The sequence below is a fragment of the Streptomyces sp. NRRL F-6676 genome, from assembly GCF_000725625.1.
Classification (GTDB): domain Bacteria; phylum Actinomycetota; class Actinomycetes; order Streptomycetales; family Streptomycetaceae; genus Streptomyces.
In genome coordinates this window covers 40,837-62,597 of the sequence record NZ_JOHS01000047.1, presented here as the reverse complement: position 1 = coordinate 62,597, position 21,761 = coordinate 40,837, and the positions used below count along the sequence as shown (strand labels likewise).

The 21,761-nt window shown below is 73.2% G+C and carries 16 protein-coding genes and 1 pseudogene; 14 read left to right on the top strand and 3 right to left on the bottom strand.

Going from position 1 to position 21,761, the window contains the following annotated elements:
* Nucleotides 1–41: 41 nt before the first annotated feature.
* The 7 genes from IO29_RS24680 to IO29_RS24650 all read left to right on the top strand — a co-directional run bounded on the left by IO29_RS24680 (nucleotide 42) and on the right by IO29_RS24650 (nucleotide 8,406).
* Nucleotides 42–743 (top strand): response regulator, encoded by a 702-nt coding sequence (locus IO29_RS24680; protein WP_030379488.1) that lies wholly within the window; start codon nucleotides 42–44, stop codon nucleotides 741–743.
* Between the two features lie 243 nt (nucleotides 744–986).
* Nucleotides 987–3,788, top strand: a complete 2,802-nt coding sequence (locus IO29_RS24675; RefSeq protein ID WP_030379487.1) for a DNA translocase FtsK — start codon at nucleotides 987–989, stop codon at nucleotides 3,786–3,788.
* 238 nt (nucleotides 3,789–4,026) lie between these two features.
* Nucleotides 4,027–4,929: a helix-turn-helix domain-containing protein gene (locus tag IO29_RS24670; RefSeq protein WP_030379486.1), complete on the top strand. Its 903-nt coding sequence runs from the start codon at nucleotides 4,027–4,029 to the stop codon at nucleotides 4,927–4,929.
* A gap of 103 nt (nucleotides 4,930–5,032) precedes the next feature.
* On the top strand, nucleotides 5,033–6,505 hold the full coding sequence (gene rimO, locus IO29_RS24665) for a 30S ribosomal protein S12 methylthiotransferase RimO (RefSeq protein ID WP_078618238.1): 1,473 nt from the start codon (nucleotides 5,033–5,035) through the stop codon (nucleotides 6,503–6,505).
* Complete coding sequence (gene pgsA, locus IO29_RS24660; protein ID WP_030379484.1) at nucleotides 6,502–7,377, top strand: CDP-diacylglycerol--glycerol-3-phosphate 3-phosphatidyltransferase; 876 nt, start codon at nucleotides 6,502–6,504, stop codon at nucleotides 7,375–7,377. The genes rimO and pgsA overlap by 4 nt, the downstream gene beginning before the upstream one ends.
* A complete protein-coding gene (locus tag IO29_RS24655; RefSeq protein WP_030379483.1) occupies nucleotides 7,374–7,919 on the top strand; it encodes a CinA family protein in 546 nt (181 codons plus the stop codon). Before pgsA ends, IO29_RS24655 begins: the two co-directional genes overlap by 4 nt.
* 109 nt (nucleotides 7,920–8,028) lie before the next feature.
* Entirely contained in the window at nucleotides 8,029–8,406 is a 378-nt protein-coding gene (locus IO29_RS24650; protein ID WP_006142544.1) for a helix-turn-helix domain-containing protein, read from the top strand.
* A gap of 622 nt (nucleotides 8,407–9,028) precedes the next feature.
* Here the strand turns inward: IO29_RS24650 and IO29_RS24645 are convergent.
* Nucleotides 9,029–9,868, bottom strand: a complete 840-nt coding sequence (locus IO29_RS24645) for an Fpg/Nei family DNA glycosylase (protein ID WP_030379482.1) — start codon at nucleotides 9,866–9,868, stop codon at nucleotides 9,029–9,031.
* A 257-nt stretch (nucleotides 9,869–10,125) separates the two neighbouring features.
* Nucleotides 10,126–15,036, bottom strand: coding sequence for an ATP-dependent helicase (locus tag IO29_RS24640; RefSeq protein WP_030379481.1), 4,911 nt, complete (start codon nucleotides 15,034–15,036; stop codon nucleotides 10,126–10,128).
* A gap of 327 nt (nucleotides 15,037–15,363) precedes the next feature.
* Between IO29_RS24640 and IO29_RS24635 the strand changes: the two genes are divergently transcribed.
* The 5 genes from IO29_RS24635 (at nucleotide 15,364) to IO29_RS24615 (ending at nucleotide 18,866) form a co-directional block, all read left to right on the top strand.
* Entirely contained in the window at nucleotides 15,364–16,215 is an 852-nt protein-coding gene (locus IO29_RS24635; protein ID WP_030379480.1) for an AraC family transcriptional regulator, read from the top strand.
* 10 nt (nucleotides 16,216–16,225) lie between these two features.
* Nucleotides 16,226–16,957, top strand: a complete 732-nt coding sequence (locus tag IO29_RS24630) for an AzlC family ABC transporter permease (protein WP_051707884.1) — start codon at nucleotides 16,226–16,228, stop codon at nucleotides 16,955–16,957.
* Entirely contained in the window at nucleotides 16,954–17,262 is a 309-nt protein-coding gene (locus IO29_RS24625) for an AzlD domain-containing protein (protein WP_030379478.1), read from the top strand. Before IO29_RS24630 ends, IO29_RS24625 begins: the two co-directional genes overlap by 4 nt.
* Before the next feature lie 35 nt (nucleotides 17,263–17,297).
* Nucleotides 17,298–17,492, top strand: coding sequence for a DUF3046 domain-containing protein (locus tag IO29_RS24620; RefSeq protein ID WP_030379477.1), 195 nt, complete (start codon nucleotides 17,298–17,300; stop codon nucleotides 17,490–17,492).
* Between the two features lie 117 nt (nucleotides 17,493–17,609).
* Complete coding sequence (locus tag IO29_RS24615) at nucleotides 17,610–18,866, top strand: AI-2E family transporter (RefSeq protein WP_078618236.1); 1,257 nt, start codon at nucleotides 17,610–17,612, stop codon at nucleotides 18,864–18,866.
* A 43-nt stretch (nucleotides 18,867–18,909) separates the two neighbouring features.
* On the opposite strand, the pseudogene IO29_RS24610 reads toward IO29_RS24615, so the two are convergent.
* Nucleotides 18,910–19,464 (bottom strand): annotated as a pseudogene (locus tag IO29_RS24610) (hypothetical protein); the annotation flags it as partial.
* Nucleotides 19,465–19,765: 301 nt separating this feature from the next.
* Between IO29_RS24610 and recA the strand changes: the two are divergent.
* Nucleotides 19,766–20,884 (top strand): recombinase RecA, encoded by a 1,119-nt coding sequence (gene recA / locus IO29_RS24605; RefSeq protein ID WP_030379474.1) that lies wholly within the window; start codon nucleotides 19,766–19,768, stop codon nucleotides 20,882–20,884.
* Nucleotides 20,885–20,890: 6 nt separating this feature from the next.
* Nucleotides 20,891–21,730 (top strand): recombination regulator RecX, encoded by an 840-nt coding sequence (gene recX / locus IO29_RS24600; protein WP_030379473.1) that lies wholly within the window; start codon nucleotides 20,891–20,893, stop codon nucleotides 21,728–21,730.
* Nucleotides 21,731–21,761: the final 31 nt, after the last annotated feature.

The window sequence follows — 21,761 nt, the reverse complement described above, 5'->3', positions numbered from 1 at the left end:
CGGACAGGGGAGGCCCCACGCCGGGGCGAGGAGGGCGGGCCATGGTGCAGAAGGCCAAGATCCTCCTGGTCGATGACCGGCCGGAGAATCTGCTGGCGCTGGAGGCCATCCTCTCCGCGCTCGATCAGACGCTGGTGCGGGCATCGTCCGGGGAGGAAGCACTCAAAGCGCTGCTCACGGACGACTTCGCGGTCATTCTGCTGGACGTCCAGATGCCGGGCATGGACGGTTTCGAGACCGCCGCGCACATCAAGCGGCGGGAGCGGACCCGGGACATCCCGATCATCTTCCTGACCGCGATCAACCACGGGCCGCACCACACCTTCCGGGGGTACGCGGCGGGTGCGGTGGACTACATCTCCAAGCCGTTCGACCCGTGGGTGCTGCGCGCGAAGGTGTCGGTCTTCGTCGAGCTCTACATGAAGAACTGCCAGCTCAAGGAGCAGGCCGCGCTGCTCCGCCTCCAGCTGGAGGGCAACGGGAACGGCAGCGCCGGCACGAACGGCGCCAAGGACGTGGTCGGCGACAGCAAGGAGGCGGCCGGCATCCTCGCCGAACTCTCCGCGCGGCTGGCGGCGGTCGAGGAGCAGGCCGAGGCGCTGTCCAAGCAGCTCGACGACGAGTCCGCCGACGCGGCGGCGGTCGCCACCGCCGCCCACCTGGAACGCAAGCTGACGGGGCTGCGCCGCGCCCTGGACGCGCTGGAACCGGGCGCCTCGGGCGGGCCGACGGCGGTGTCGTAGCGTCCGGTCGGCGCGGCTCTCGTGGGACGGGTGCCGTCGCGGCCGACGCGACTCTCCGAGAGGCCGGTGCCGTCGCGGTCGGCCGACGCGATCGACGTGACGCGGGTACCGTCGGCGGGCCGCCCCGGGTGTCCGCTCGCGCGTTGACGCCGCGTCAGCAGGGCCCCCTGGGACGGGCGACACGAACGGGTGAAGCGGTGGGCACACGTGTCCGTTGCCGTCTCCGACGGTAATCTCACACCCATGGCCCCACGTCCCGCAGCCAAGAAGTCGCCCGCGAAGAAGGTGGCCGCTCCCGCGAAGGCTCCGGCGAAGAAGGCCCCCGCGAAAAAGGCCGCCGCGAAGAAGGCGCCCGCCAAGAAGGCCCCGGCGAAGAAGGCCGCGCCCGCGGCGGCGCCCAGCCCGACCGCAGGCGTGTACCGACTCGTGCGCGCCCTCTGGCTGGGCCTGGCGCACGCCGTCGGCGCCCTCTTCCGCGGCATAGGGCGGGGCGCGAAGGGGCTCGACCCGGCGCACCGCAAGGACGGCGTCGCGCTGCTCCTGCTCTCGCTCGCGCTGATCGTGGCCGCGGGCACCTGGGCCAATCTGCGCGGCCCCGTCGGCGACCTGGTCGAGATCCTGGTGACCGGCGCCTTCGGGCGGCTCGACCTCATCGTGCCGATACTGCTCGGCGCCATCGCCGTGCGTCTGATCCTGCATCCCGAGAAGCCGGAGGCCAACGGCCGGATCGTCATCGGCCTGTCCGCGCTCGCCATCGGGGTGCTCGGCCAGGTGCACATCGCCTGCGGCTCGCCCGCCCGCAGCGACGGCATGCAGGCGATAAGGGACGCCGGCGGCCTCATCGGCTGGAGCGCGGCGACCCCGCTGACGTACATGCTGGGCGAGGTCCTGGCCGTGCCGCTGCTCGTGCTGCTCACGTTCTTCGGGCTGCTCGTGGTGACGGCGACCCCGGTGACCGCGATTCCGCAGCGGCTGCGCCTCCTCGGGGTCAAGCTCGGCATCCTTCCCGACCCCGAGGACGACCTCGTCGACGAGATGGACGGGGCGGAAGGGGCGTACGCCGAGGGGCGCTATGACGAGCAGTGGCGCGACGAGGCGCCCGCGCGCCCCCGCAGGCGCCGGTCCGCCCCCGGCGTGCGGGATGCGGACAGCGCCGAGGAGGAGGCGCTCGCCAAGCGGCGCGGCCGGCCCCGGCGTTCCGCCGTGCCGCAGCCCGACATGCACCGCCCGATGGACGCGGTCGACGTCGCCGCCGCGGCCGCCGCCGCGCTCGACGGCGCCGTTCTGCACGGCATGCCGCCCTCCCCGATCGTCGCCGACCTCACCCAGGGCGTCGGCGGCCCGCGCGAGCCCTACGAGGAGACCACGCCCGTACCGGCGGCGCGCACCAAGGAGCCGGTGGAGGCGAAGCCCAGGCAGCCCAAACTTCCGGCCGGCAAGGTCCCGCAGCCGGGGAGCGACTCCGGGGGCGAGCAGCGGAGCGACTCAGGGGTGCCCGACCTCACCAAGCAGTCCCCGCAGGAGCCGCGCGACCTGCCGCCCCGCGCCGAACAGTTGCAGCTCTCCGGCGACATCACCTACGCGCTGCCCGCCCTTGACCTGCTGGAGCGCGGCGGACCGGGGAAGTCCCGCAGCGCGGCCAACGACGCCATAGTGGCCGCGCTCACCAACGTCTTCACCGAGTTCAAGGTCGACGCCCGCGTCACCGGCTTCACACGCGGTCCGACGGTCACCCGCTACGAGGTCGAACTGGGGCCCGCCGTCAAGGTGGAGCGGATCACCGCGCTCGCCAAGAACATCGCGTACGCGGTCGCCAGCCCGGACGTGCGGATCATCAGCCCCATCCCCGGCAAGTCCGCGGTCGGCATCGAAATCCCCAACACCGACCGGGAGATGGTCAACCTCGGTGACGTGCTGCGGCTCGCGGAGTCCGCGGAGGACGACGACCCGATGCTGGTCGCCTTCGGCAAGGACGTCGAGGGCGGCTACGTCATGCACTCGCTGGCCAAGATGCCGCACATGCTGGTCGCCGGCGCCACCGGATCCGGCAAGTCCTCGTGCATCAACTGCCTGATCACCTCGGTGATGATGCGGGCGACGCCCGAGGACGTGCGGATGATCCTCGTCGACCCCAAGCGCGTCGAACTCACCGTCTACGAGGGCATCCCGCACCTGATCACCCCGATCATCACCAACCCCAAGCGGGCCGCCGAGGCGCTTCAATGGGTGGTGCGCGAGATGGACCTGCGCTACGACGACCTCGCCGCCTACGGCTACCGGCACATCGACGACTTCAACCGGGCGGTGCGCGAGGGGAAGGTCAAGCCGCCCGAGGGCAGCGAGCGCGAACTCCACCCCTATCCCTACCTGCTGGTGATCGTCGACGAGCTCGCCGACCTGATGATGGTCGCCCCCCGGGACGTCGAGGACGCCATCGTGCGCATCACGCAGCTCGCCCGCGCGGCCGGCATCCACCTGGTGCTCGCCACCCAGCGGCCCTCCGTCGACGTCGTCACCGGCCTCATCAAGGCGAACGTGCCCTCGCGGCTCGCCTTCGCCACCTCCTCCCTCGCCGACTCCCGCGTCATCCTCGACCAGCCCGGCGCCGAGAAGCTGATCGGCAAGGGCGACGGGCTCTTCCTGCCGATGGGGGCGAACAAACCGACCCGTATGCAGGGGGCGTTCGTCACCGAGGAGGAGGTCGCGGCCGTCGTCCAGCACTGCAAGGACCAGATGGCGCCCGTCTTCCGGGACGACGTCACGGTGGGCAGCAAGCAGAAGAAGGAGATCGACGAGGACATCGGCGACGACCTCGACCTGCTCTGCCAGGCCGCCGAGCTGGTCGTCTCCACCCAGTTCGGGTCCACGTCCATGCTCCAGCGCAAGCTGCGCGTCGGCTTCGCCAAGGCCGGGCGGCTGATGGACCTCATGGAGTCGCGCAACATCGTCGGCCCGAGCGAGGGCTCCAAGGCGCGCGACGTCCTGGTGAAGGCCGACGAACTGGACGGTGTGCTCGCGGTGATCCGAGGGGAGAGCGAGGCGTGAGGGACAGGGCGCACAGGTGTACGGCAACGCGAACGTGACCCACCCGTAAGTGATCCGTGAGCAACCCTTTTCCTTGCGAGTACGTCAAGTTGAGGGGGGTAAGAGAGACCTCCCGGCGTCAGGATGACCGGCCATTCTGATGGCGTACAAACACCTACCGCCCGGTTGCCCCACCCTTTCGTACCCCCCCTAGACTGAGCTTCCAGCACAGGTGGCTACACCCTCGAAAGGCGCCCCCGTGTCCATCGGCAACTCCCCTGACGACAAAACTCCCAAGGACGCACGCCCGGTCGAAGACGCCCGCGTCGGCGACGGCGGTTCCGGCGACGACCACGAGGCCACCCGTGCCGCCGACCGCCCCTCGATCGGCACCGCCCTGCGCCGGGCGCGTATCGAGGCCGGTCTGACCGTCGACGAGATAAGCAACGCCACCCGGGTCCGCGGCACCATCGTGCACGCGATCGAACGGGACGACTTCACCCCCTGCGGCGGCGACGTCTACGCGCGCGGGCATCTGCGCACCCTGGCGCGCGCCGTCCACCTCGATCCGGAGCCGCTGCTCGAACAGTTCGCCGCCGAGCACGGGGGGCGCCCCGCCCCGACCCCGGCCGCCCCGCTCTTCGAGGCGGAGCGGATCCGTCCGGAGCGGCGCGGGCCCAACTGGACCGCCGCCATGGTCGCCGCGATCGTCGCGGTGATCGGCTTCGTCGGCTTCACGCTGTTCACCGGGGGCGACGACGACGGCGGCACGCAGGCCCAGGTCGCCGAGGGCTCCACCGCCACCGCGAGCAAGCCCGCGAAGTCCGCCACGCCCGAGAGCGCCAAGCCCGCCGACCCCAAGCCGGACCCCACGGACAGCGCCATCGCCGCGGCACCCCGGGACAAGGTGACCGTCCAGGTGAGCGCCGCCGACGGACGCAGCTGGATCTCCGCCAAGGACCACAACGGCCGCACCCTGTTCGACGGCACCCTGGAGAAGGGCGACTCCCAGACGTTCCAGGACAAGGAGAAGATCGACCTCGTCCTCGGCGACGCCGGCGCGGTCCGGCTCCATGTCAACGGCAAGGAGATCGAGGACGAGTTCCAGGCCGGCCAGGTCGAGCGGCTGACGTACACCAAGGGCGACCCCGAAGCCGGATGACGGGGCCCGGGCCGCGGCACACCGCGCGGCCCGGTGGAGGGGGCCGGGAGACGGCCAACCCCGTCGACGTGGGATGTCAGCGGGACGAAGTAGTCTTGAGCCCATGCCTGAACGCCGTACCGTCGCACTCGTCACTCTCGGCTGCGCCCGTAACGAGGTGGATTCCGAGGAGCTCGCAGGCCGTTTGGAGGCGGACGGCTGGCAGCTCGTGGAGGACGCCGAGGACGCGGACGTCGCCGTCGTCAACACCTGCGGCTTCGTCGACGCCGCCAAGAAGGACTCCGTCGACGCCCTCCTGGAGGCCAACGACCTCAAGGACCACGGCAGAACCCGGGCCGTGGTGGCGGTGGGCTGCATGGCCGAGCGGTACGGCAAGGAGCTCGCCGAGGCGCTGCCCGAGGCCGACGGAGTCCTCGGTTTCGACGACTACGCGGACATCTCCGACCGCCTCCAGACCATCCTGTCCGGCGGCATCCACGCCGCCCACACCCCGCGCGACCGGCGCAAGCTGCTGCCGATCAGCCCCGCCGAGCGCCAGGAGGCGGGCGCCGCGGTCGCCCTCCCCGGGCACGGCCCGGCCGATCTTCCGGAAGGCGTCGCTCCGGCCTCCGGTCCGCGGGCGCCGCTGCGCCGCAGGCTGGGCGGGGCGCCCGTCGCCTCGGTGAAGCTCGCCTCCGGCTGCGACCGCCGGTGCTCCTTCTGCGCCATCCCCTCCTTCCGCGGCTCCTTCATCTCCCGCCGCCCGAGCGACGTGCTGAACGAGACGCGATGGCTGGCCGAGCAGGGCGTCAAGGAGGTCATGCTGGTCTCCGAGAACAACACCTCCTACGGCAAGGACCTCGGCGACATCCGCCTCCTGGAGTCCCTGCTGCCCGAACTCGCCGAGGTCGACGGCATCGAACGGGTGCGCGTCAGCTACCTCCAGCCCGCCGAGATGCGCCCCGGCCTGATCGACGTGCTGACCGCCACGCCCAAGGTCGCCCCCTACTTCGACCTCTCCTTCCAGCACTCCGCGCCCGGCGTGCTGCGTGCGATGCGGCGCTTCGGCGACACCGACCGCTTCCTGGAACTGCTCGACACCATCCGCGGCAAGGCGCCCGAGGCCGGCGTGCGCTCCAACTTCATCGTGGGCTTCCCCGGCGAGTCGGAGTCCGACCTCGCCGAACTGGAGAGATTCCTCAGCGGCGCACGGCTGGATGCGATCGGCGTCTTCGGGTACTCCGACGAGGACGGCACCGAAGCGGCGACGTACGACAACAAGCTCGACGCGGACGTCGTCGCCGAGCGGCTGAGCCGGGTCTCCCGGCTCGCGGAGGAACTGGTCGCACAGCGCGCCGACGAGCGTGTCGGCTCCACCGTGCACGTGCTGGTGGAGTCCGTCGACGAGGAGGAGGGCGTGTACGGCCGTGCCGCACACCAGGCTCCCGAGACGGACGGCCAGGTGCGGCTGACGAGCGGCGCGGGTGTGCGCGTCGGCCGTATGGTCGAGGCGAAGGTGGTCGGGGCCGAGGGCGTCGACCTGGTGGCCGAGCCGCTCCCGGGCTCCCCGGGATGTACAGAGGAGGCGGGCAGATGACCGGAGTCCCGGCATCCGCGGCGGGCGGCCCCTCCGGCGCGCGCGGGACGGCTCCCGCGGCGCGGGTTCCCGACGTCACGGCGGCGGACGCCGTGCGCGAGGACGCGCGGGACTCCGGTGCCGTCGAGGACGTCACGGCCGGACGGTCCGAGGCCGTTGCCGGGCGGTACGACGGCGGCGCGGGGGAGCACACGGACGAGACCGGGCAGGGTGAGGGGGCGCGCGGTCCGCACGAGGGCGCGCGGCCGGTGCGGGGTGGGAAGATCGGCGCCGCCGCGGTCGACCAGGCCAGCGTCTGGAACGTGGCCAATCTGCTCACCATGCTCCGCCTGCTCCTCGTCCCGGGCTTCGTCGCGCTGATGCTCGGCAACGGCGGCTACGACCCGGCCTGGCGGTCGTTCGCCTGGGCGGCGTTCGCCGTCGCCATGATCACCGACCTGTTCGACGGCCATCTCGCACGCACGTACGATCTGGTCACCGACTTCGGCAAGATCGCCGACCCCATCGCCGACAAGGCGATCATGGGGGCGGCGCTCATCTGTCTCTCCGCCCTCGGTGACCTGCCGTGGTGGGTGACGGTGGTCATCCTCGGCCGCGAACTCGGCATCACCCTGCTGCGGTTCCTCGTCATCCGCTACGGCGTCATCCCGGCGAGCCGCGGCGGCAAGCTCAAGACGCTCACCCAGGGCGTGGCCGTCGGCATGTACGTCCTCGTACTGACCGGGTGGCTCGCCACCCTCCGTTTCTGGGTGATGGCCGCGGCGGTCGTCCTGACGGTGGTGACGGGGCTCGACTATGTGAGACAGGCCATTGTGCTGCGCCGCCGGGGAATCGCGGAGCGCCGGGCCGCGTTGGAAGAGGCACAACGGTGACATCCGGGGCCGCCGACGTGCTGCGACTACTCACGGTGAGAGGCGAGACGCTCGCCGTCGCGGAGTCGCTGACCGGCGGCCTGGTGGCCGCGGAGATCGCCTCCGTGCCGGGGGCGTCCAAGGCCTTCCGGGGCTCGGTCACCGCGTATGCCACCGATGTGAAGCGGGACGTCCTCGGTGTGGAGGGCACCCTACTGGCCGAACGGGGCGCGGTGGACCCGCAGGTCGCGGCCCAGATGGCGGCCGGCGTGCGCAGGCTGCTGCGCGCGGACTGGGGGATCGCCACCACCGGCGTGGCCGGCCCCGAACCCCAGGACGGACAGCCGGTCGGTACGGTCTTCGTGGCCGTCGACGGCCCCTTCGAGACCGTTTTCGGAGAACCCGGTGGCGAGAAAGTGACGTCTCTGCGGTTGAACGGCGACCGTACGGAAATTCGTATGGAGAGTGTACGGAGCGTGCTCGCACTCCTCCTGGAGGAGCTGGCGGGCGAACAGACCGGGAATGAGCGGGCACAGGATACGGAACGGAACGGGGGGACTTGATGTTTGCAGCCCTGAGTGAACACGACAGCGCTCCCCGCACGGCCGCGGCGCAAGGCGGTACGGTGGGGCGTGAAGGATGCGGTTACGCGGTCCGAGGAGGGAGCCACCGATGATTCTGCTCCGTCGCCTGCTGGGTGACGTGCTGCGTCGGCAGCGCCAGCGCCAGGGCCGTACTCTGCGCGAAGTCTCCTCCTCCGCCCGAGTCTCGCTCGGTTATCTCTCCGAGGTGGAGCGGGGGCAGAAGGAGGCTTCCTCCGAACTGCTCTCCGCGATCTGCGACGCGTTGGACGTACGGATGTCCGAGCTGATGCGCGAGGTGAGTGACGAACTCGCGCTCGCGGAGCTGGCGGCGTCGGCCGCGGTCACCGAACCGGTGCCCGCTCCGGTGCGTCGCCCCATGCTGAACTCCGTGTCCGTCGCCGGCGTCCCGCCGGAACGGGTCACGATCAAGGCGCCCAGCGAAGCGGTGGATGTGGTCGCCGCCTGACGCGGTTCACGAGCCCCGGTGGGGAGCTCCGGATCTTCGGAGCCTCCCACCGGGGCTTTGCGCTGTCTGGAGGGCCGCTCGGTGTGCCTTGGGTGCGCTTGCCGGGGGACGGCGGGGCGGTCATGGTGGAGGGATGATCCGGACGGACCCGACCGGTGCGGGAGGTGCCGCGCGCGCATCGTGGGCGCGCGGTGACGGCACGGCCGGTCGTGACGGTGCGCCCGTGTGCCGTCGGTGCGCCCTCCCCGGGTGTCGTGGCGGAGGGCTAGCGTCTGGCGGCAGGTGGCGGCCATGACCGGGCGCGCGGTGCGCTGGGGGGTTGCGCTGGCGTTCGGCGGGCTGTGGTGGTGGGGGTTGCTGCGGCTCGTCCTGGCACCCGATGCCGGAGTGCTGGAGGGTGCGGTCGCCACCGGGGGGTGGGGGCTCAGTCTGCTGCCGGTGCACTGTGTGCCGAAGGCCCGCGCGGCGGGCCGGACCGATGGGGGGAACCCTGGCGGTGGCGGAGGCTGGGCGTCGGCCGTACGGCGGCCCGACGAGGGGGAGACGGGTCGCCGTACGGCCGACGGGAAGGGCCCTCGTCCTACGGCCGGTCGGTGAGCGGCCGGCAGGGACGCCCCTCGTCCTACGGCCGGTCGGTGGGCGGCGGTGCCGGGCGGGAGACGGAAGCGGCGGGGGCCGGGCCCGACTGGCACACGGGGCACCAGTAGGTGAGGCGGTCCCGGGAGCCGTCGTCCTGGTCGGCCATGCGGACCGGGGTGCCGCAGCGCAGGCAGGGCCGTGACGCGCGGCCGTACACGAACAGGGGCTGCTCGCGGCGGCCGGTGGTGTTGCGGACGGGGCGCTCGCGGTTCGCCTCCAGGACCTTCCGCGCGAGCGCCGGCAGTTCGGCGAGGTGACCGGCGGGAAGCTCGCCCACCGGGAGCCAGGGGGTGGCCCGGAGCAGAAAGCACAGTTCGCTCTTGAAGACGTTGCCGATGCCGGCGAGATTGCGCTGGTCGAGCAGGGCCTCGCCGAGGGGGCGGGCGGGGTCGCGCAGAAGGTTGGCGAGGGCGGTGTCCGGGTCCCAGTCGGGGCCGAGCAGGTCCGGTCCGAGGTGGCCCACGGCGCGGGACTCGTCGGTGGTGCGGAGGAGTTCGAGGACGGGGAGGCGGTAGCCGACGGCCGTGCGGTCGGTGGTGCCGAGGATCGCGCGGATCTGGTGGGCGGGGCCGCCGGTCCAGCGGCGGCCCGGGGCGTACACCTTCCAGGCGCCGTCCATGCGGAGGTGGGAGTGGAGGGTGTAGCCGCCCTCGATGCGGGTGAGCAGGTGTTTGCCGCGGGGGGTGACGTTCAGGACGGTGTGGCCGGTGAGGTCGGCGGTGGCGAAGCGGGGGACGCGGAGGTCGAACCGGGTGAGCCGGCTGCCGGCCAGGGCGGTGTGCAGCCGGGCCGCGGCCTGATGGACGGTGTCGCCTTCGGGCATGGCTCCAGGGTGACACGGCGGGGTTCGCCCGGGGTTTTCCGCCCCCGTCGCCCCTACCCGTCCCGTTCCTCGGGGGGCTCCACCCCTTGGACCTCGGCACGGGGCTTCGCCCGGTTGTGCGCCCGCGGCGGAGCCGCATGTTGACGCAGCCCCGCGCCCCTGACAGGGGCGCGGGGAACTGCGCATCTTTTGGGGGTCCGGGGGCTTGCCCCCGGGGACGGGCAGGGTAGGGGCGGCGGGGGCGAGAACACCCGCGGTCACGCCCGTATGCGGAGGCCCCGGGGGGTGGCTACGAAGCCCGCGGTTTCCAGGAGGGCGCCCCAGGGCGACGTCAGCGCGGGAACCCCGTTGATGCGTTCGACGGTGAGGGTGCCCAGGGCGCCGGCACGGGCGGAGGCGGCCAGCGCCTCCGCGGCGGCGGGCAGCCGGGGATCGTCTCCGGGCGCGGTGTCCGCCGCACCGGGCCAGGCGAGGAGCGTCTTCCCGCCGCGCTCCATGTACAGCGTCAGCTCACCGTCCACCAGAACGACCAGCGCCCCCGCCTTCCGCCCCGGCTTGTGCCCCGCCCCCTCCGGCGGTTCGGGCCAGGACAGTGCCGCCCCGAAGGCGTTCGCCGGATCCGCGGCGGCCAAGACGACCGCGCGCGCCGGGCCCGTGGTCCGGCCGGGGCGGCCGTGACCGGGCGGGAAGGCCGGCGGACCGGGCCGCACCGGACCTCCACCCCCCGCGCCGGAGCGCGGGCCACCGTAGCCGGGCGCGGACCAGGGATCGTACGCACCGCCCTGGCCGCTCCCGTCGCCGTCACCGTCACCGTCGTACGGCGTGTCGAACGCGTCGAGGAAACCCTCCCCGGCGACGGAGCCGGTCGCCACCCCCACCGGGGCCGGCGGTGTACCACCCCGTTCACGGGCGGTGGAGACCGCGCGCAGCCGGTCCACCGCGCCGTCCATCGCGAACTGCGCCGCGCCCAGCCCCTCGACCACATAGCCGCGGCGGGCCTGGCCGCTGTCCTCGAACGCGGACAGGACGCGGTACACCGCGGAGAAGCCGCCCTCGACGCCCTCCGCGGCCACCGCGCCCCGGGTCACCACCCCGTGGCGGTCCAGCAGGGTGCGGGCGAGCGCGTGGGCGCGCACGGTCGGGTCCGCCTCCCGGGCCGGCAGCAGGGACCAGCGGCCCGCCACCGTCGGCGGGCCCGTACGGGACTGGGGGCGCGCGGCGGCCGTCAGGGAGCCGTACCGCCCGCGCGGGACGGAGCGTTTGGCGCGGTGGGCCGTGGAGCCCGCGGTGCGCCCCGAGCCGAGGAGGGCGCGCATCGGGGCCAGCGTGTCATTGGTGAGCCGCCCCGACCAGGCCAGGTCCCAGACCGCGTCGGCCAGTTGCGGGTCGGTGGCCTCGGGGTGGGTGGTGGCGCGGACCTGGTCGGCGATCTGACGGAAGAACAGGCCGTAGCCCCCGGAGAGCGCGTCCAGCACGGACTGGTGCAGCGCGGACAGTTCCAGGGGGTGCGGCGGGGGCAGCAACAGGGGGGCGGCGTCGGCCAGGTAGAGGGAGACCCAGCCGTCCTTGCCGGGCAGGGCGCCCGCACCGGCCCACACCACCTCCCCGGCGGCGGTGAGTTCGTCCAGCAGCGCGGGCGCGTAGCCGGTCACGCGGGACGGCAGGACGAGCTTCTCCAGGGCGGACGCCGGTACGGAGGCGCCCTGCAACTGCTCGATCGTGCGCACGAGTCCGTCGATGCCGCGCAGACCGTGCCCGCCGCCCACGTGCTGCCACTGGGGGAGGAACTGGGCCAGGGCGGCGGGCGGCACCGGCTCCAGTTCGTGCCGCAGCGCGGCGAGCGAGCGGCGCCGCAGCCGGCGCAGCACCGTCGCGTCGCACCACTCCTGGCCGATGCCCGCCGGATGGAACTCGCCCTGCACCGCCCGGCCGCTCGCCGCGAGCCGTTGCAGCGCACCCTCGGTGACGGCGGTGCCCAGTCCGAAGCGGGCGGCGGCCGCGGCCGAGGTGAACGGGCCGTGGCTGCGGGCGTAGCGGGCGAGGAGATCGCCCAGGGGGTCCTTCACCGGCTCGGTGAACGCCTCCGGCACGCCCACGGGCAGCGCGGTGCCGAGCGCGTCGCGCAGCCGGCCCGCGTCCTCCACCGCCGCCCAGTGCTCGGCGCCGCCGATACGCACCCGGATGGCCCGCCGGGACGCGGCCAGCTCGGGCGCCCACCCGGGGGCGGCGCCGCGCTCGGCGAGTTCCGCGTCGGTGAGCGGGCCCAGCAGCCGCAGTACGTCGGCGACGCCCTCGACGTCCTTGATCCGGCGGTCCTCGGTGAGCCACTGGAGTTCCCGCTCCAGCTCGGTGAGCACCTCCGCGTCGAGCAGTTCGCGCAGCTCCGCCTGGCCGAGCAGCTCGGCCAGCAGCCGCGAGTCCAGCGACAGCGCGGCGGCGCGGCGCTCGGCGAGCGGCGAGTCCCCCTCGTACAGGAACTGCGCCACGTAGCCGAACAGCAGGGAGCGGGCGAAGGGGGAGGGCTCCGGGGTGGTCACCTCCACCAGACGCACCTTGCGGGACTCGATGTCGCCCATGAGTTCGGTGAGCCCGGGGACGTCGAAGACGTCCTGGAGGCATTCGCGGACGGCTTCCAGGACGATCGGGAACGATCCGAACTCGCTCGCCACCTGGAGCAGCTGCGCCGCGCGCTGACGCTGCTGCCACAGCGGGGTGCGCCGGCCGGGGCTGCGGCGCGGCAGCAGCAGCGCGCGGGCGGCGCACTCGCGGAAGCGGGAGGCGAACAGGGCCGAGCCGCCGACCTGGTCGGTGACGACCTGGTCCACCTCGCCCTTGTCGAACAGGACGTCCGACGCGCCGACGGGGGCCTGCTCGGCGTCGTAGGCCGTGCCCGGCGCGGACGGTTCCTGGTCGAGCAGGTCGAGGCCCATCAGGTCGGCGTCGGGAAGGCGCAGCACGATGCCGTCGTCGGCGTGCATGACCTGGGCGTCCATGCCGTACCGCTCGGACAGCCGAGCGCCCAGCGCGAGCGCCCAGGGGGCGTGGACCTGCGCGCCGAACGGGGAGTGCACCACGACCCGCCAGTCGCCCAGTTCGTCGCGGAACCGCTCCACGACGATCGTGCGGTCGTCCGGGACGTGGCCGCAGGCCTCGCGCTGCTCGGCGAGGTAGGCGAGCACGTTGTCCGCCGCCCAGGCGTCCAGCCCCGCCGACAGCAGCCGCAGCCGGGCGTCCTCCTCGGACAGCGCGCCCACCTCGCGCAGGAAGGCGCCCAGCGCGCGGCCCAGTTCCAGGGGACGGCCCAGTTGGTCGCCCTTCCAGAACGGCAGCCGGCCCGGGACGCCGGGAGCGGGGGAGACCAGGACCCGGTCGCGCGTGATGTCCTCGATCCGCCAGGAACTGGTGCCGAGCGTGAACACGTCCCCGATGCGGGACTCGTACACCATCTCCTCGTCGAGCTCGCCGACCCGGCCGCCGCCCTTCTTCGGATCGGCGCCGGCCAGGAAGACCCCGAAGAGCCCGCGGTCCGGGATCGTGCCCCCGGAGGTGACGGCCAGCCGCTGGGCACCGGGGCGGCCGGTGACCGTGCCCGCCACGCGGTCCCACACCACGCGCGGGCGCAGCTCCGCGAACGCGTCCGACGGATAACGGCCCGCGAGCATGTCCAGGACCGCCGTGAACGCCGACTCCGGCAGCGCGGCGAAGGGGGCCGCGCGGCGGACCATGGCCAGCAGGTCGTCGACCTGCCAGGTGTCCAGCGCCACCATGGCGACGAGCTGCTGCGCGAGTACGTCCAGCGGGTTGGCCGGGATCCGCAGCGACTCGATGGAGCCCGTGCGCATCCGCTCGGTGACCACCGCGGCCTGCACCAGATCGCCCCGGTACTTGGGGAAGACCACGCCCGTGGAGACCGCCCCCACCTGGTGGCCCGCGCGGCCCACCCGCTGTAGCCCGGACGCCACCGACGGCGGCGACTCCACCTGGATCACGAGGTCCACCGCACCCATGTCGATGCCGAGTTCCAGGCTGGAGGTGGCCACCACCGCGGGCAGCCGGCCCGCCTTGAGGTCCTCCTCCACCAGGGCGCGCTGCTCCTTGGAGACCGAGCCGTGGTGGGCGCGCGCGAGGACCGGGGGCGCCCCCTGGGCGGCGCCGGAACCGCCCATCAGCTCGGCGGGGGAGTGGTGCTCCTCCAGGGGCTCGCCCGTGGCCCGCTCGTAGGCGATCTCGTTGAGCCGGTTGCACAGGCGTTCGGCGAGGCGGCGGGAGTTGGCGAAGACGATCGTCGAGCGGTGCGCCTGCACCAGGTCGGTGATGCGCTCCTCCACGTGCGGCCAGATGGAGGGGCGCTCGGCGCCGCCGGCGGCCCCTCCGTCGCCTGCGCCGCCTGGTCCGTCGGAGACGGGGGAGCCGCCGAGTTCGCCCAGGTCCTCCACGGGGACGACGACGGAGAGGTCGAATTCCTTGCCGGACTCCGGCTGGACGATCTCCACCTTGCGGTGCGGGGACAGGAAGCGGGCGACCTCGTCCACCGGGCGGACGGTGGCCGACAGGCCGATGCGGCGGGCGGGGCGCGGCAGCAGTTCGTTCAGCCGCTCCAGGGACAGCGCGAGGTGCGCGCCGCGCTTGGTGCCGGCGACCGCGTGCACCTCGTCCAGGATCACCGTCTCCACGCCGGTCAGCGCGTCCCGCGTGGCGGAGGTGAGCATCAGGAACAGGGACTCGGGGGTGGTGATCAGGATGTCCGGCGGGCGGGTGGCCAGGGAGCGGCGCTCGGCGGCGGGGGTGTCGCCGGAGCGGATGCCGACCTTGACCTCCGGCTCGGGCAGGCCGAGCCGGAGCGCCTCGTGGCGGATGCCGGTGAGGGGGCTGCGGAGGTTGCGTTCGACGTCGACCGCGAGGGCCTTGAGCGGGGAGACGTACAGGACCCGGCAGCGCTTGCGCCGGTCGGCGGGGGGCGGGGCGGAGGCGAGCTGGTCGAGTGCGGCGAGGAAGGCGGCCAGGGTCTTGCCGGAGCCGGTGGGCGCGACGACGAGGACGTCCGAGCCCTGGGCGAGGGCGTGCCAGGCGCCGGCCTGGGCCGTGGTGGGGGCGGAGAACGCCCCCGTGAACCAGGCGCGGGTCGCGGGCGAGAAGCCGGCTAGGGCTCGGTGGGTGGAGCTGGCCATGGGTCCATGGTGCCCTGCCCCACTGACAATGGGGATGACCTGCGGGTTCGGCCGTCGGCGGCGGGTTCGGTGGTTCGCGGGTGCGTCGTCTGTCGGTGGTTGCGGTTGCTTCAGGCAGTTGGTGTGCGCCCGCTGTGCGTACGGGGCCGGGGCCGCGGCGGAGATACGCGTCCTCGGCCCGGTGCGGGGCGGTACGAGGACGAGGGAGCCGGTGCCGACGCGCCGGACGCCGCGGGCGGGCACCACCGCCCCGTCCCCTCCCGTGCCTGGGCGGCCTGCCCGCCGTGGGGGTGCGCGCGTGGCTGCCGCTGCGTCGACAATGGGGGCATGGCGGGTGGTGAGGAGCGGGCGCGGCACTGGCGGTACGAGGAGTTGCCGGGGGTCGATCTGCTGCGTGCCCGTTACGTCGAGAAGCGGTTCGTGCGGCACACGCATGAGCAGTTCGTCATCGCGGCCGTCGTCGATGGTGTCGAGGTGTTCCACCATGGCGGTGCCGACCAGTACGTGGGGGCCGGTGCCCTCGCGCTGGTCAATCCCGATACTCCGCATACAGGTCGTGCGGGGGTTCCTGAGGGATGGCGGTACGGGGCCGTCTATCCGCCGGCGGGGCTCGTGGCCCGGATCGCGGAGGAAACCACCGCGCTGCGCGGCAGTCCGGGGTTCGTGAGGCCTGTTGTGGATGATCCGTACGCGGCCGGACTCGTGCACCAGGTGCTGCGGGCGGTCGACGAGGGCAACGCGCTGGCCGCCGACACGCTGTTGCGGGTCGTGGTGACGCGGTTGCTGCGGCTCAACGGCGGGGCGCTGCCGCAGCGGTCCGTGCGGACGGCGGGTGCGCGGCTGGCCGCACGCGCGCGTGCCGTGCTCGAGGAGCGGATGGCCGAGCCGCCGACCCTGGAGAGGCTCGCCGCGGAGCTGGGCACCGGCCCGTTCGCGCTGCTGCGGGCCTTTCGTGACGCCTACGGGATGCCGCCCCACACCTGGCTCACCGACGCGCGCGTGCGGGCGGCACGACGGCTGCTGGACGCCGGTCGCGCGCCCGCCGAGGTGGCCGTCGCCGTCGGCTTCACCGATCAGGCGCATCTCGGCCGGCACTTCACCCGGATCGTGGGGGTGCCGCCGGGGGCGTACCGGCGGGAGCGCAAAAACGTACAAGATTTCGGGGTGGGCGGTCCGTAGCGTCGCGGGGGTGGCAGAACAGACAGTTTTCGTGGACAGAGGGCCGCAGGGGAAACCTGATGCCGCCGTCGTCCGTGACGCCCTGGGCGTCGGTGTCGCCGTCGGCCTCTCCGGGTTCGCCTTCGGGGTGACCTCGGCCGGCAGTGGGATGACACTCCCGCAGACCTGCGTACTGAGCCTCCTGGTGTTCACGGGGGCATCCCAGTTCGCTCTGGTGGGTGCGCTCGCGGCCGGGAGCAATCCGTACACCGCGGCCGCCGGGGCGTTCTTCCTGAGCGTGCGCAACGCCTTCTACGGGCTGCGGCTGTCGCAGTTGCTGGCCCTCCCCCGCGTGGCGCGTCCGTTCGCCGCGCAGTGGGTCATCGACGAGACGACCGCCGTCTCGCTCGCCCAGCCCTCCCGGCGGGCCGCCCGCATCGGGTTCACGGTCACCGGGCTCACCCTCTACGTGCTGTGGAACATCACCACGCTGCTCGGCGCGCTGGGCGCGGAGGCCATCGGCGACACCGACGCGTGGGGGCTCGACGCCGCCGGTCCGGCCGTCTTCCTCGCGCTGCTCGCCCCCATGCTGCGGACCACCACCGAGCGTGTCGTGGCCGGGCTCGCCGTGCTGCTGGGGCTCGGGCTGCTGCCCGTGCTGCCCGCCGGTGTGCCGGTGCTGGCGGCTGCGCTGGCCGCCCCGCTGGTGCTCTTCCTCGCGGGGCGGCGGGGCTCGGCGGAGCCCGGAGGGGAGGAGCGGTGAACGTCTGGCTGGCGATCGGGGCGACCGCGGTCGGCGCCTACGCCGTCAAGCTCGCCGGGCTGCTGGTGCCCGAGGGTGTCCTGGAGCGGCCCGTCGTGCGGAGGCTGGCCGCTCTGCTGCCCGTCGCCCTGCTGGCCGCCCTCACGGCCCAGCAGACGTTCGCCGACGGCCGCGCGCTCGTCCTGGACGCCCGCGCGGCCGGGCTCGCCGCGGCGGCCGTCGCCCTGGTGCTGCGCGCCCCCTTCCTGCTCGTGGTGGCCGCCGCGGTGGTGGTGACGGCGGGGGTGCGGGTGATGACGGGCTGAGCCGGTCGGCGCCCCGGGAGCGGGATACTTGAGGCATGCGGTTGACGGTTTTCTGGCAGCGGATGTCCGAGCACTTCGGTACGGGGTACGCCGACACCTTCGCGCGCGACCACGTGATGACGGAGCTCGGCGGCCGCACGGTCCACGAGGCGCTGGACGCCGGCTGGGACGCCAAGGACGTGTGGCGAGTGGTGTGCACGGCCATGGACGTCCCGCAGGAGAGGCGCTGACCGCCGGGGGCGGAAAGCGACGGTTCGCGCCCTTCCCGCTGCCCTTGAGGTGTGTCGCGGGTCACGACAGTGGTGGGCGGCGGTCGGGTTGTCGGTGGCGTGGGCGACACTTGCGCCGTGGCCCCGACTGACGAGACCGCGCAGGTCCCCCCGCACCCGGCGCCGGCCGACGCGCCCCGGCCGCCCGGCCCGCCGCCCGAGGGCGTGCCCGGGCGCAGTACCCGCATGCCGCGCTGGCTGCCCCGCGCGATGGTGCTGGCCCTCGCCCTGATCGCCGCCTTCCAGCTCGGCAGCTGGGCCTTCCACCAGCTCACGGGGCTGCTGATCAACATTCTGATCGCGTTCTTCCTCGCGCTGGCCATAGAGCCCGCGGTGAGCTGGATGGCCGGGCACGGTCTGCGCCGGGGGCTGGCCACCTTCCTGGTCTTCCTGTGTCTGATGCTCCTGACCGCGGGCTTCATCACCCTGCTGGGGTCGATGCTGGCCGGGCAGATCGTCAAGATGATCGAGGGCTTCCCGGAGTACCTGGACTCGCTCATCCAGTGGATCAACACCACGTTCCACACCGAACTGAGAAGGGTCGACGTCCAGAACAACCTGGTGCACTCCGACTGGCTGCGGAAGTACGTGCAGAACAGCGCCACGGGCGTGCTGGACGTCTCCGCGCAGGTCCTGGGCGGCCTCTTCAGGATGCTGACGATCACTTTGTTCTCGTTCTACTTCGCGGCCGACGGCCCCCGGCTGCGGCGCGGCCTGTGTTCCGTGCTGCCGCCCGCCCGGCAGGCGGAGGTGCTGCGCGCCTGGGAGATAGCCGTCGACAAGACCGGTGGCTATTTGTACTCGCGTGGCCTCATGGCACTGATCTCGGGCGCCGCCCACTACGTACTGCTGCAAGTGCTGGAGATCCCCTACGCGCCCGTGCTCGCCGTCTGGGTCGGGCTCGTCTCGCAGTTCATCCCGACGATCGGCACCTACCTCGCGGGTGCCCTGCCCATGCTGATCGCGTTCACCGTCGACCCCTGGTACGCGCTGTGGGTGCTGGTCTTCGTCGTGGTGTACCAGCAGTTCGAGAACTACATGCTGCAACCGAAGCTGACCGCGCGGTCCGTGGACATCCACCCCGCGGTCGCCTTCGGGTCGGTCATCGCGGGCACCGCGCTGCTCGGTGCGGTCGGCGCGCTGATCGCCATTCCGGCGATCGCCACGCTACAGGCGTTCCTGGGCGCCTATGTGAAGCGGTACGACGTCACGGACGACCCCCGCGTCCACGGGCACCGGACCCGTCGTCCCCCGGGCGGGGTCTCCCGGGGGCTGCGGCGGATGTGGGCGGCCCGGCGGGCGGCGGCCGGGCCGCAGGGGGAGGAAGGGGCCTGACAGGGGCGCGGGCGGGGCACGCTCTCCGGCGCGCGGCCGGTTCTCAGCGGTTGAGGAGCGGCCACAGCGCGGCGGCCACGACGGCTGCCGTGCAGCAGGCGATCGCCGCCCGTACGGCCCGGCGCCGGACCGGGGCGCTCCAGGACGTACGGGACACCAGCCATGCCGCGGCCGGCAGCACCAGCACGGCGTGCAGGCTGACGCCGTGCAGCGGCTTGAGCGGTGCGGTCGAGCGGTAGGCGGCCTCCTGGTGTCCCGTACGCGCCGGCAGGACGCCGCGCGCGATCATCGCAGCCCCGGACAGCAGGCCGACGACCAGGAGCGCGAACCCCGCGCGCACCGCGGGCGCCATGCCCTCAGGACCCGTCGGCCGGTGCCGGAACGCGGCCGCGGCGAAGGCCGACAGGACGACGACCAGGATGCCGCCCCCCACCGCGAGGGTCATGGAGACCGCCGTGTCGAAGGGCGTCTCCGTGTCGAGGTGCGAGGGCACGCGGCGCCACGCCTGGAGAGTGATCCCGCCCACCTCGACCACGCAGTCGACGGCGAACACGGCGAGCAGGACGGTACGGGTCCGGGCGGCCATGCGCAGCCAGGAGGGTCGTCGTCCGGCCGAAGGCAACGGCCGTACGTCCGGGGGAGTAGCGGCGGGGGAGGGAGAGCGGGACGGGGCGTGGCCGCCGACGGGCGCCGGTTGTGCGTGGTGCGCTTGACATGAAAATCGAACATCCATTCATATGAGATCTCCGGCGGGGCGCCGGGCGGAGGGAACGCCCGTGTGATTCGCGGCGAAGTGCCCGAGTTATCCACAGGCCGGACGGCGTCGAGGCGCATTGTCAGTGGCAGGCGTTAGCGTCTTTGACGTGAAGCGATCGACACAAACGAACCGGGTGGAACCCATGGCAGGAACCGACCGCGAGAAGGCGCTCGACGCCGCGCTCGCACAGATTGAACGACAATTCGGCAAGGGCGCGGTCATGCGCATGGGTGACCGGACCAACGAGCCCATCGAGGTCATCCCGACCGGATCCACCGCGCTCGACGTGGCCCTCGGCGTCGGCGGCCTGCCGCGCGGCCGGGTGGTGGAGATCTACGGCCCGGAGTCCTCCGGCAAGACGACCCTCACCCTGCACGCCGTGGCGAACGCGCAGAAGGCCGGCGGCCAGGTCGCGTTCGTGGACGCCGAGCACGCTCTCGACCCCGAGTACGCGAAGAAGCTGGGCGTCGACATCGACAACCTGATCCTCTCCCAGCCGGACAACGGCGAGCAGGCCCTGGAGATCGTGGACATGCTGGTCCGCTCCGGCGCCCTCGACCTCATCGTCATCGACTCCGTCGCCGCGCTCGTCCCGCGCGCGGAGATCGAGGGCGAGATGGGCGACAGCCACGTGGGTTTGCAGGCCCGGCTGATGAGCCAGGCCCTGCGGAAGATCACCAGCGCGCTCAACCAGTCCAAGACCACCGCCATCTTCATCAACCAGCTCCGCGAGAAGATCGGTGTGATGTTCGGCTCCCCGGAGACCACGACCGGTGGCCGGGCGCTGAAGTTCTACGCCTCGGTGCGCATCGACATCCGCCGCATCGAGACCCTGAAGGACGGCACGGACGCGGTCGGCAACCGCACCCGCTGCAAGGTCGTCAAGAACAAGGTCGCGCCGCCCTTCAAGCAGGCCGAGTTCGACATCCTCTACGGCCACGGCATCAGCCGCGAGGGCGGCCTGATCGACATGGGCGTGGAACACGGCTTCGTCCGCAAGGCCGGCGCCTGGTACACGTACGAGGGCGACCAGCTCGGCCAGGGCAAGGAGAACGCGCGCAACTTCCTGAAGGACAACCCCGACCTGGCCAACGAGATCGAGAGGAAGATCAAGGAGAAGCTGGGTGTCGGGGTCCGTCCGGAGCAGCCCGCCGCCGAGCCGGGCACGGACGCGGCCGTGACGCCTCCCGCGACGGACGCCAAGGCGGTGCCCGCACCGGCGGCCAAGGCCGGCAAGGCGAAGGCCGTGGCGGCGAAGTAGCGGAGCATGACACGACGCACCGAGTGGGCCGAGTACACCCCCCGGCCCCCCGCGCCCTCCGGCCGGGGGACCGGTGACGCCGGCGGCCGGCCCGTCGCGGACGGGGACGGGGGGTACGACGAGCACGCGTACGGCGCCGGCGGGGGGCCGGGGGACGGCACCGGCGGCGAGGGCGGCGAACCGGCCGGCGGGGCCGGCGGCGGTGGCACGCGGCGGGGTGGCGCCCGCCGGGCCGGGGGCGCGCACGCGGGACGGGGCCGGGGACGACGGCGCGGTTCCGGGGAGGGGACCGGCGCCGCACAGGACGGGGGCTCCTCCTCCTCGTCGAGGGCCGAGCAGGGGGAGTCCCCAGGGGACCCGGAGGAGCGGGCGCGGGCGATCTGTCTGCGCCTGCTCACCGGGACCCCGCGCACGCGGAAACAGCTCGCGGACGCCCTGCGCAAGCGGGAGATCCCGGACGACGTGGCGGACGGCGTGCTCGACCGGTTCGCGGAGGTCGGTCTGATCGACGACGGAGCGTTCGCGGACGCCTGGGTGGAGTCCCGGCATCACGGCCGGGGCCTGGCGCGGCGGGCGCTCGCCCGGGAGCTCCGGACGAAGGGGGTCGCCCCGGCCCTGATCGACGAGGCCGTGGGGCAGCTCGACGCCGAGCAGGAGGAGGAGACGGCGCGGGAACTGGTCGCGCGCAAGCTCCGCGCGACGCGTGGACTCGACCGCGACAAGCGGCTGCGCCGCCTTGCCGGGATGCTGGCCCGCAAGGGGTATCCGGAGGGCATGGCCCTCCGGGTGGTCCGGCGGGCGCTGGAGGAGGAGGGGGAAGAGACGGAGGATCTGGGGTTCGAGTGAACGAGTGAACGAGTGGGCACGGGCGACGTGG

Bases quoted from the DNA above. Each gene is read 5' to 3' on its own strand.
- pgsA (WP_030379484.1), top strand. From the start codon at position 6,502: ATGACCGGAGTCCCGGCATCCGCGGCGGGCGGCCCCTCCGGCGCGCGC.
- rimO (WP_078618238.1), top strand. From the start codon at position 5,033: ATGCCTGAACGCCGTACCGTCGCACTCGTCACTCTCGGCTGCGCCCGT.
- recA (WP_030379474.1), top strand. From the start codon at position 19,766: ATGGCAGGAACCGACCGCGAGAAGGCGCTCGACGCCGCGCTCGCACAG.
- IO29_RS24620 (WP_030379477.1), top strand. From the start codon at position 17,298: ATGCGGTTGACGGTTTTCTGGCAGCGGATGTCCGAGCACTTCGGTACG.
- IO29_RS24650 (WP_006142544.1), top strand. From the start codon at position 8,029: ATGATTCTGCTCCGTCGCCTGCTGGGTGACGTGCTGCGTCGGCAGCGC.
- IO29_RS24680 (WP_030379488.1), top strand. From the start codon at position 42: ATGGTGCAGAAGGCCAAGATCCTCCTGGTCGATGACCGGCCGGAGAAT.
- recX (WP_030379473.1), top strand. From the start codon at position 20,891: ATGACACGACGCACCGAGTGGGCCGAGTACACCCCCCGGCCCCCCGCG.
- IO29_RS24635 (WP_030379480.1), top strand. From the start codon at position 15,364: ATGGCGGGTGGTGAGGAGCGGGCGCGGCACTGGCGGTACGAGGAGTTG.
- IO29_RS24675 (WP_030379487.1), top strand. From the start codon at position 987: ATGGCCCCACGTCCCGCAGCCAAGAAGTCGCCCGCGAAGAAGGTGGCC.
- IO29_RS24645 (WP_030379482.1), bottom strand. From the start codon at position 9,868: ATGCCCGAAGGCGACACCGTCCATCAGGCCGCGGCCCGGCTGCACACC.
- IO29_RS24640 (WP_030379481.1), bottom strand. From the start codon at position 15,036: ATGGCCAGCTCCACCCACCGAGCCCTAGCCGGCTTCTCGCCCGCGACC.